Below are 9,437 nucleotides of genomic sequence, written 5' to 3' on the forward strand. Positions count from 1 at the left end.
GCCACCGTACGGACGCGCCGCCGGCCGCTCAGCCGGCGGCGCTCCCGTCGCCGGTCGACCGGTCGGTCACCAGCCCGGACCGGTCGACGACCAGCCCGGAGCGGCCGGCCGCGAGCCCGGTCGGGTCGTCGCCGAACCAGCGGGCACCCGAGGTCAGGTCCGGATGCTCCACCGCCAGTGCCAGCGCCGCCGCCTCGACCAGGCTCATCCGACTGCCCTGCGCGTAGCCGGCGTCGAAGGCGGCATCGCCGATCACCGCCCGCACCCGGTCCTGCTCCTGCGCCCAGTAGCCGCCGAACATCCCGGCGCTGCTGCGCAATGCGGTACGGGTCGCCTGCGCGGCACCGAACAACCGGGCCGCCGTCGCCGGGTCCCCACCCTGCGCGCAGCGCACCGCCATCGCGTTCAACGTGTCGCAGGCCCGCCGGTGGAAGCCGTACCGCATCCGGGACCGCAGCGCGACCACCAGGTGGTCGTGGGCGGCGACCAGGTCCACCCGGGCCAGCGCCACGAGGCCCAGCAGCATGTCGACGGTCCGCCGGCCACGCTCGGCCGGCCGGGCGGCCTCGGCCGGCCGGGCGCCCGCCAGCACCTCGGCCGCCTCGTCCAGCGCCCCCCGCCGGCACAGCAGTTCCGCCAGACTGTAGACGGCGAACAACGCGTCACCGGCCACCCCGTTGGCCGCCGCCCAGTCGATGACGTCACGGCACACCCGCTCCGCCTCGTCGAACTGACCGAGGTCGATCAACGAGGCGCCCCGGCCGGCCAGCACCCGGGCCAGCAGGCCCGCGTCGCCGGCCTGCCGGGCCACGGCCTCGGCCCGGTGCGAGAACCGCAGCTCCTCGCCGAACTCACCGTCCGCGCCGGCATGCTGCGAATGCATGTGGTACGCGGCCGCCAGCTCCGCCTCGGGGATCACCTCGCCGGTCTCGGCGATCCGCCCGTACAGCCGGAACAGCCACAGCCGCCCCTCCCGGGCCAGGCCGCGCTCCCGCCACCACTGGTCCAGCCCGCTGGCGAGCTGCAGACCACGCCGGGCGCTACCGCCGGTCGCGCTCCACCGCAGCGCCGCCCGCAACTCGTCGGCGAGCGGATCCAACGCGTACAGCGACAACGTGACCGGCTGCCCGTCCGGGCCCAGATAGGCACGTTGCAGCGCGTGCAAGGCCCAGTCGACGTGCCGGTCCCGGGCCGACTGCTCCTCACCTGCCTCGACCAGCCGCCGGGCGGCGTACGCCCGGATCGGGTCGAGCATCCGGTAGCTGGTGTCGCCGGCCGCCGGCTCGGCCTGGATCATCGACTTGTCGACCAGCACCGCCAGCGGGCCGAGCGGGTCGTCGTCGAGCAGCCACTCCACCGTGGCCAGGTCGACCGGGCCGGCGAAGACGGACATCCAGCGCAGCAGCCGGGCGGCCCGGGGTGCCAACGTACGGTAGGACCAGGTGACCGTCGCCTGCAGGGTGCCGTGCCGCCGCCCGGCGGAGCGGTCCACCCCGGCCGGCTCCTCCCGGCCCGCGTCCAGCACCCCCAGTACGTCGTCGAGCCGATCCACCAGTTGCCCGACGGAGAGCACCCGCAGCCGGGCCGCCGCCAGCTCGATCGCCAACGGCAGCCCGTCCAGCCGGGACGCGACCCGGTGCAGCTGGCCCGACTCGGCCGGCGCCAACGGCCGGCCGCCCCGGGCGGCCACCGTGCGGTCGAGCAACAGCGCTACGGCGTCGCTGGGCCCGCCGGCCGGGCCGGGCTCCGCCGACAGCGGCGGAATCCGCCACACCACCTCACCCGGTACGCCCATCGGCTCCCGGCTGGTGGCCAGCACCCGGACCTGCCGACCGCCGGTGAGCAGCCGGGTGATCACCTCGGCGCAGGCCGCCGGTTGGGCGTCGCAGGTGTCGAGCACCAGCAACAACCGTCGGGCGGCGGCGTACTCGACGACCGTGTCCAGGATCGGCCGTCCCGGCTCTGGGCGCAGCCCGAACACGGCGGCGATGGCGAACGCGACCAGCCCGGGGTCGGTCACGGTGGCCACGTCGACGAACCAGACCCCGTCGGGGTAGCCGGCGGTGCCGGACGCGGTGTCGACGTCGCCGGATGCGGTGTCGGACGAGGTGTCGACGGTGCCGGACGCGGCGGCGACCTCGACCGCGAGCCGCGTCTTGCCGGAACCGCCGGCACCGACCACGGTGACCAGCCGGTGCGCGGCGACGAGTCGTCGCAGCTCCCGGCGTTCGATCCGCCGGCCGACGAAGGAGCTGATCTGGTTCGGCAGGTTGTGACTGGCCGCGTCGGCGGTACGTGGCCGGGGGAACTGCCGCTCCAGACCAGGGGCGATCAGCTGGAACAGGCGTTCCCGGTCGTCGAAGCCACGAAGCCGGTGCAGGCCGAGGTCGAGCAACGAGACGTCGGCCGGCAACGGATCGGCGGCCCGGGCGGTCGCCGCCGAGCAGAGCACCTGCCCGCCGTGTGCCGCCGCCGCGATCCGGGCGGCCCGGTGCACCTCGGGACTGGTGTACTCGCCACCGACCGGTTCGGCGTACCCGGTGTGCAACCCCATCCGGACCCGTGGCACGGCATCCGGCGCGGACCAGTCGTGCGCGGCGAGCGCCCGCTGGGCCCGGCGGCAGGCGTCGAGAGCGGCGGCCGCATCAGCGAACGCCGCGAAGAACGAGTCGCCCTCGGTGAACAGCTCGGTGCCGTCACTGGCGGACAGCGTCCGCCGGACCAGCCGTCGGTGCTCGCGCAGCATCGGACGGTAGTCGCCGCCGAGCAGGCGGGCCAGCCTGGTAGAGCCTTCGATGTCGGTGAACATGAAGGTGACCAGGCCGCTCGGCAGTGCGGTCGATGCCGACACCGGTGGAACCTCCGCCCCGCTGGAAGTCGCAGTTCATCCTGCCGCAGGTCGGCAACCTGGCCAGTCACGAAGGAGGCGGGTAGCTGACCTGCGGCGTCGTCGGTGACGGTCAGCGGGGCGCGGTGGCGGTCAGCATCCGCACCCGCCGCCGCAGCACCCGCCACCACCGGACGGTGGTGCGGTCGGCAGCGCTCCCACTGAGCCGCCGCCCCGGCCGGTGAGCGCGACGGTGGAGAGCAGTTTGACTGTGTCGGCGTGGCCCTGAGGGCAGGACGCCGGCTCGCCGGCCTCGGTCATCGGACGGTTGACCTCGAATGTGTCGCCGCAGGCGCGACAGCGGAACTCGTACCGGGGCATGTGGATAAGGGTACGGCGGGAACTGACGTCGTCGGCCGGATGGGTGATACTCGACGGCATGGTCGAGGACGGGGCAGGTACGCCGACGGCACGGCTACGTCCGGCGGTGCCGGCACCGGCACCTGAGTCCACGTCGGCCGCACCGACGCCGACCCCGCCGGCGGAGCCGACGGCGGAGCCGCCCACGTCGGCGACGTCGCAGAGCCCGACGCCGGACCTGCCGACGCCGGACCTGCCGGAGCAGCGAACGCCGGCTGAGGCCGGGACGGATCAGCCTGAAACCGGGGCGGAGCCGGCCGGCCAGGCGGGGACCGGGGCGGAACCGACCAGCCAAGCGGGGACCGGGGCGGAACCGACCAGCCAAGCGGGGACCGAGCCGACTCCGGCCGGTCGACACCGACGCGACGATCCGCCGTTCACCCGCCGGGTCGGTCGGCTGCACCCGGCACGGTTGCGGCCCATCGCCCGACCGGTCGCCCGCTCCGGCCGTCGCGCGGCCCGCGCGGTCGGTGCCTGGTGCCGCCGTCCGAGCGGGCGTCTGGCGCTACCCGGCGTGCTGCTGCTGGCACTGATCGCCGGCAGCGGTACGGCAGGCGCGGTGCTGGTGCCGGCCGCCGCTGGACTGCGGGAACCCGTCAGCACCCCTGGGCCGGTCGAGACGACCGCCGTCCCGGACGTACCCGCGCTCACCGACCCGGACCTGCTCGATCCGACGACGCCGCCACTCGACGACCCGGGCGGGCCGGTGCCGCCGCTCGGGCCGACCCGCCCGGCGGCGGTCCTGACCGGTTGGGCGACTCAGACCACCAGCCGGCTGGCCATCCCGGTGGTCGCGTTGGAGGCGTACGGCTACGCCGAACTGGTCCTGGCGACCACCACTCCCGGCTGCCGGCTGAGCTGGACCACCCTGGCCGCGATCGGGATGATCGAGTCGACCCACGGCACGGCCAACGGATCGAGGTTGGACACCGAAGGGCGGGCCGTACCACCGATCGTCGGGCTGCCGCTCGACGGGGCCGGCGGCCGGCAACGAATCGCCGACACCGACGACGGACGCCTCGACAATGACGTGGTCTACGACCGGGCGGTCGGTCCGATGCAGTTCATCCCGACGACGTGGGCGGAATTCGGGGTGGACGCCGACAACGACGGGGTGGTCGATCCGCAGGATATCGACGACGCGAGCCTGGCCGCCGCTAACTACTTGTGCCGGAACGGACGCGATCTGTCCACACCTTCGGACTGGTGGAGTGCCATCCTGTCGTACAACAACGTCCAACCCTACGCCCAGTCGGTCTTCGACACGGCCAACGAGTACGGGGTACGGAGTCGCACTTAGCGCAATCGGTCGGGCACAATTCTGCGCCTGCCACTTTCGCATCAGCCGCGTTGCCGGCAAGCTAGACGCGTGATGGTGCGCGAGTGGGACCCCCGAACCGCGTCGTCCGCCGAGATCTCGTCTCTGCTGGACTGTCTCAACCAGGTTTTCCGGACCGATCTTCCGGGCGACCCGCTGTGGCGACCGCATTTCCTGCGGGAGTACCTGACCGAGACGATGCCGGGGGTCCGGCGGATCTGCTGGCTGGCGGAGCAGCCCGACGCTCGCGGCGGCACCGAGGTCGTCGGACACGTGAACGTACTGCTGCTCGGCGACATCGGTGTCCTGGAGATCCTGGTGCGTCCGGACGTGCGGCGGACCGGCCTGGGCCGGCAGTTGCTGTCGCTCGCGGTGCGTCGGGCGTACCACGAGGGTTTCAGCTCGGTCGGGGTCGAGGTGATCGGCGGCACCTGCGCGGTGGAGTTCTACGAGTCGTTCGGTTTCGCCCGGCAGTTCCGGGAGATCCGCAGTGTCCTGCGGCTGGCCTCGGTGGACTGGGCGGCGATCGAGAAGATGGCCCAGGACACGGTCAGCGGCTACGAGGTGGAGTTCCACCCCGGTGGACCGCCGGACGATCTCGTCGAGGCGTACGCCCGGACCAAGGCCGAGCAGAGCGACCCCGCCGACGGTGACCTGGACCTGCGGCCCAGTTCGTACGAACCGGAACGGCTGCGGGAGAGTCTCGGCTGCCTGCACCGACGGGGCATGACGCCGTACATCGTGCTGGCCCGGCACCCGGCCAGCGGCGAGGTCGCCGGTCTGACCGAGGTGGTGGTGCCGGCGCAGCACCCGACCCGGGCCGACCAGTACGACACCATCGTCGCCCAGGCACACCAGGGACGCGGCATCGACCGGGCGATCAAGGCACGGATGCTGCTGGAGCTGCGTGCCGTCGAACCGGCGCTGGCCGAGGTGCAGACCTGGAACGCCGAGGGCGACGAGGAGATCGTCTCGATCAACACCGAGATCGGCTACCGGTCGGACCGGGACTGGTGGGACTACGGCGCGGACATCCCGATGTTGATGCACCGCCTGGGCGTACGCAGCTGAGCCCAGGTCGGATCAGCCGGCCAGGGCCTCGGCCGCCTCGACCGCCCAGTAGGTGAGGACGACCTGGGCGCCGGCCCGCCTGATCGACGTCAACGTCTCCATGATCACCCGGTCCCGGTCGACCCAGCCGTTGGCGGCAGCCGCCTCGACCATCGCGTACTCGCCGGAGACCTGGTAGGCGGCGACCGGGACGTGCACCCGCTGGCGGACCGCCGCGATCACGTCCAGGTAGGGCAGCGCCGGCTTGACCATCACCAGGTCCGCGCCTTCGGCGACGTCCAGCTCGACCTCCCGCAGCGACTCCCGCAGGTTCGCCGGATCCTGCTGGTAGGTACGTCGGTCGCCGACCAGGGCCGACTCCACCGCGTCACGGAACGGACCGTAGAACGCCGAGGCGTACTTCGCCGCGTACGCCAGCAGGGCGGTGTCGGTGTGCCCGGCGGCGTCCAACGCTCGGCGGACCACGCCGACCTGCCCGTCCATCATTCCGGACGGGCCGAGCATGTCGGCGCCGGCTTCGGCCTGGGCGATCGCCAGCTGCCCGTACGCGGCGAGGGTGGCGTCGTTGTCGACGGTGCCGTCCGGGGCGAGCAGCCCACAGTGCCCGTGGTCGGTGAACTCGTCGAGGCACAGGTCGCTCATCACGACCGTGGCGTCGCCGACCTCGGCGACCACGTCACGGATCGCCACGTTGAGCACGCCCGCCGGATCGGTGCCGGCGGAGCCGACGGCGTCGCGGCGGGCCGGCACCCCGAACAGCATGATCCCGCCGACGCCGGCGGCGACCGCCTCGGCGGCGGCCTTGCGCAGCGAGTCCCGGGAATGCTGCAGCACGCCGGGCAGCGAGGGAACCGGTCGCGGCTCGGCCAGCCCTTCCTTGACGAACATCGGCAGCACCAGCTCGGCCGGGGCCAGCCGGGTCTCCTCGACCAGCCGGCGTACCGCCGCGGTCCGGCGCAGCCGTCGGGGCCTGCTCTGCGGGTACGTCATCGACGCGCTCCCCTGGCTCGGCGGCGTCCGGTGCTCAGCGGAACCGCAGCGCGGTCGGACCCTGCACCTTGGAACCGCGCCGCTGCTTCGCCGGCATCGCCACCAGCTTCTCCCGCAGCTCCACCGCGTAACCGGCGAGCGCCTCGACCAGGTCCGGTACGGAGGCGTGCGGCGGCTGCACGTCGACCCGCAGGCCGAACTCGGTGGCGGTCTCGGCGGTCTTCGGGCCGATCACCGCGACCACCGTGCGGGCGTGCGGCTTGCCGGCGATACCGACCAGGTTGCGCACGGTCGACGACGAGGTGAACAGGACCGCGTCGAAGCCACCGGACTTGATCGCGTCGCGGATCTCGGCCGGCGGCGGCGCCGCCCGCACCGTCCGGTACGCGGTAACGTCGTCGACCTCCCACCCGCGCTCGGTCAACCCGGCGGCGAGGGTCTCGGTGGCGATGTCGGCGCGCGGCAGCAGCACCCGGCCGACCGGGTCGAGGATCTCGTCGTGCGGCGAGAACTCCGCCAGCAGCCCTTCGGAGGACTGCTCACCGGCCGGCACCAGCTCAGGCTGGATGCCGAAGTCACGGACCGCGTCGGCGGTCGCCTCACCGATGCAGGCGATCTTGACGCCGCCGAAGTGGCGGGCGTCCAGCCCGTGCTCGGCGAACTTCTCCCACACCGCCCGTACGGCGTTGACCGAGGTGAACACCACCCAGGCGTACCGGCCGTCGACCAGGCCCTTGACCGCGCGTTCCATCTGCGCCGGGGTACGGGGCGGCTCGACGGCGATCGTCGGCACCTCACACGGGATGGCACCGTACGCCCGCAGTTGGGCGCTCATCACCCCGGCCTGCTCCTTGGTCCGGGGAACGAGCACCTTCCAGCCGTACAGCGGCCGGTTCTCCCACCAGCTGAGCTTGTCCCGCTCGGTGACCCCGGCACCGAGGGTGAGCACCACCCGGCCGGTGAAGCCGAGCGCCGCCGCGACGAAGTTGTCCACGGTCGACGTGGTCGTGTACTGGGTCTCGCCGGTGCCGTCGCCGGTCACCGCGACCGACGTCGCGCCGTCGACGCCGGCGGCGAGCAGTCCGTCCCGTACGGCGGCCAGCTCACCGGCGTCCACGGCGACGGCCAACGAGCCCCGGCCGATCGCGGCGGCGAGCGCGTCGAAGTCCAGACCGGCCGTGTCGTCGACGTCGGCCACTGTCCGTACCCCCGGCAGCGGGACCCCGGCGTAGCTGGCCACCCCTTCGGCCTGGCTGACCCCGGGCACCACCTCGAACGGCACCGCCGTGCGGGCGACCGCCTGCACCTCGGTCACCACGCCGTGGTGACCGAACGGGTCGCCGGCGACGAGCCGGACCGCCGCCTGCCCGGAGCGGGCGGCGGAGATCAGCACCTTGGCCACGTCGCCGGGGGCGCCCTCGGCCGGGCTGAGCTGGGCGTCGGCCTTGGCGTTGGCGCGGACCGCCGCGAGCAGGCTCTCCGGCACGGCACGGTCGAACACCACCTGGTCGGCCTCGACCAGGGCGTCGTGCGCCCGGCGGGTCAACAGGCCCGGGTCGCCGGGGCCGGCCCCCACGAACGCGATGTGGCCTGCGAGCTTACGGGTGCGGGTCATTTATGCTCCCCATGTTCTGGGTCGTCGCGCCGGACCGATCGGGCGCTGAAGGTCGCTGGGTGACCACCCCGACCTGCGCGGCCCCGGTCGGGCCGCCGGGCGTGGTCCCCGGAAGGATCGTGTCGGCACCGGCGTCGAGCAGATCGGCGGCGAGTGCCTTACCGATCTCGGCGGCGGTGTCCGGGGGACCGGTACGCGACAGGCGGATCTCCCGGAGTCCGTCCGGGCTGATCACCGCCCCACGCAGATAGATCTCGTCGCCGTCATCCCCCTCGGCGACTTCGGCGTACGCCGCGACGGGTGCACTGCACCCGGCCTCCAGCGTCGCCAGCAACGACCGCTCCGCGTCGACCGCGGCCCGGGTCGGTGCATGGTCGAGCACACTGAGCAGCTCGACCAGGTCGGTGTCATCGGCCCGGCATTCCACGGCCAGCGCTCCCTGGGCGGGAGCGGGCAGCATCAGCATCGGGTCGAGGGTCTCGGTGATCTCGTCGAGGCGCCCCAGCCGGGCCAGCCCGGCCCGGGCCAGCACGACCGCGTCGAGATCTGCCTGCGGGCCACGGACCCGGCCGATCCGGGTGTCGACGTTGCCCCGGATCGGGGTGACCGCCAGTTGGCGGCCGAGCGCGTTCAGCTGGGCGATGCGACGCAGCGCCCCGGTGCCGATGGTCGCGCCGGGTGACAGCTCGGCGAGCATCCGGCCGTCCCGGCTGAGCAGCGCGTCGCGGGGATCCTCGCGGGGCGGCACCGCCGCGATCAGCAGCCCGGCCGGGCCGGCGGTGGGCAGGTCCTTGTACGAGTGGACCGCGAAGTCGATCTCCCGCATGGCGAGGGCGTCGCGCAGCGCGGAGACGAAGACCCCGACACCGAGCGCGGCCACGGGTGCCGAGGACCGGTCGCCGGCCGTGACGATCTCCACCAGTTCGACGTCGCGGCCGGTGGCGGCGCGCAGCGCGGCGGCGACCCGGCCGGACTGGGCCATGGCCAGCGCGCTGCCCCGGGTGCCCAGCCGCAGCGCGTTCACCGGTCACCTCCATGCTCCGGGGCGCCGTCGCCGGTCACGCCAGGTGCGCCCGCCGTCAGGTCCGGGACGCCAGCCGCCGTCAGGTCCGGGACGTCGCCGGCGGTGGAGGTGCCCGGCACCTCCAGGTCGAACAGTTGCCGCAGCAGCGCGGCGTACTGGTCACCGCCGGGTT

6 protein-coding genes and 2 pseudogenes are annotated in these 9,437 nt (G+C 73.6%); 2 read left to right on the forward strand and 6 right to left on the reverse strand.

Translation table 11 applies throughout. From position 1 onward, the window contains the following. Window positions 1–28: 28 nt before the first annotated feature. Both O7608_RS31845 and O7608_RS31850 read right to left on the reverse strand, forming a co-directional pair. Window positions 29–2,809, reverse strand: a complete 2,781-nt coding sequence (locus tag O7608_RS31845) for an ATP-binding protein (RefSeq protein ID WP_353850590.1) — start codon at window positions 2,807–2,809, stop codon at window positions 29–31. A 171-nt stretch (window positions 2,810–2,980) separates the two neighbouring features. After that, the gene (locus tag O7608_RS31850) at window positions 2,981–3,208 is read right to left on the reverse strand and encodes an FmdB family zinc ribbon protein (protein ID WP_289208043.1); all 228 of its coding nucleotides are present in this window, start codon (window positions 3,206–3,208) and stop codon (window positions 2,981–2,983) included. 58 nt (window positions 3,209–3,266) lie between these two features. Here O7608_RS31850 and O7608_RS31855 point away from each other — a divergent pair, with 58 nt between their 5' ends. Both O7608_RS31855 and O7608_RS31860 read left to right on the forward strand, forming a co-directional pair. Further along, window positions 3,267–4,547: a lytic transglycosylase domain-containing protein gene (locus tag O7608_RS31855; RefSeq protein WP_502959158.1), complete on the forward strand. Its 1,281-nt coding sequence runs from the start codon at window positions 3,267–3,269 to the stop codon at window positions 4,545–4,547. 72 nt (window positions 4,548–4,619) lie between these two features. Then, on the forward strand, window positions 4,620–5,636 hold the full coding sequence (locus O7608_RS31860) for a GNAT family N-acetyltransferase (RefSeq protein ID WP_289211133.1): 1,017 nt from the start codon (window positions 4,620–4,622) through the stop codon (window positions 5,634–5,636). A gap of 12 nt (window positions 5,637–5,648) precedes the next feature. Here O7608_RS31860 and hemB read toward each other — a convergent pair whose 3' ends face one another. The 4 genes and pseudogenes from hemB to O7608_RS31880 all read right to left on the reverse strand — a co-directional run. Further along, window positions 5,649–6,626, reverse strand: coding sequence for a porphobilinogen synthase (gene hemB / locus O7608_RS31865; protein WP_289208044.1), 978 nt, complete (start codon window positions 6,624–6,626; stop codon window positions 5,649–5,651). Window positions 6,627–6,660: 34 nt separating this feature from the next. After that, window positions 6,661–8,241: a bifunctional uroporphyrinogen-III C-methyltransferase/uroporphyrinogen-III synthase gene (locus O7608_RS31870; RefSeq protein ID WP_289208045.1), complete on the reverse strand. Its 1,581-nt coding sequence runs from the start codon at window positions 8,239–8,241 to the stop codon at window positions 6,661–6,663. 82 nt (window positions 8,242–8,323) lie between these two features. Further along, window positions 8,324–9,265: pseudogene (gene hemC, locus O7608_RS31875) on the reverse strand (hydroxymethylbilane synthase); the annotation flags it as partial. After that, a pseudogene (locus O7608_RS31880) lies at window positions 9,262–9,437 on the reverse strand (glutamyl-tRNA reductase); the annotation flags it as partial. The pseudogenes O7608_RS31880 and hemC, both read right to left, overlap by 4 nt.

Origin of the sequence: Solwaraspora sp. WMMA2056, from assembly GCF_030345095.1 — a bacterium.
In the GTDB taxonomy this organism is placed as follows: domain Bacteria; phylum Actinomycetota; class Actinomycetes; order Mycobacteriales; family Micromonosporaceae; genus Micromonospora_E.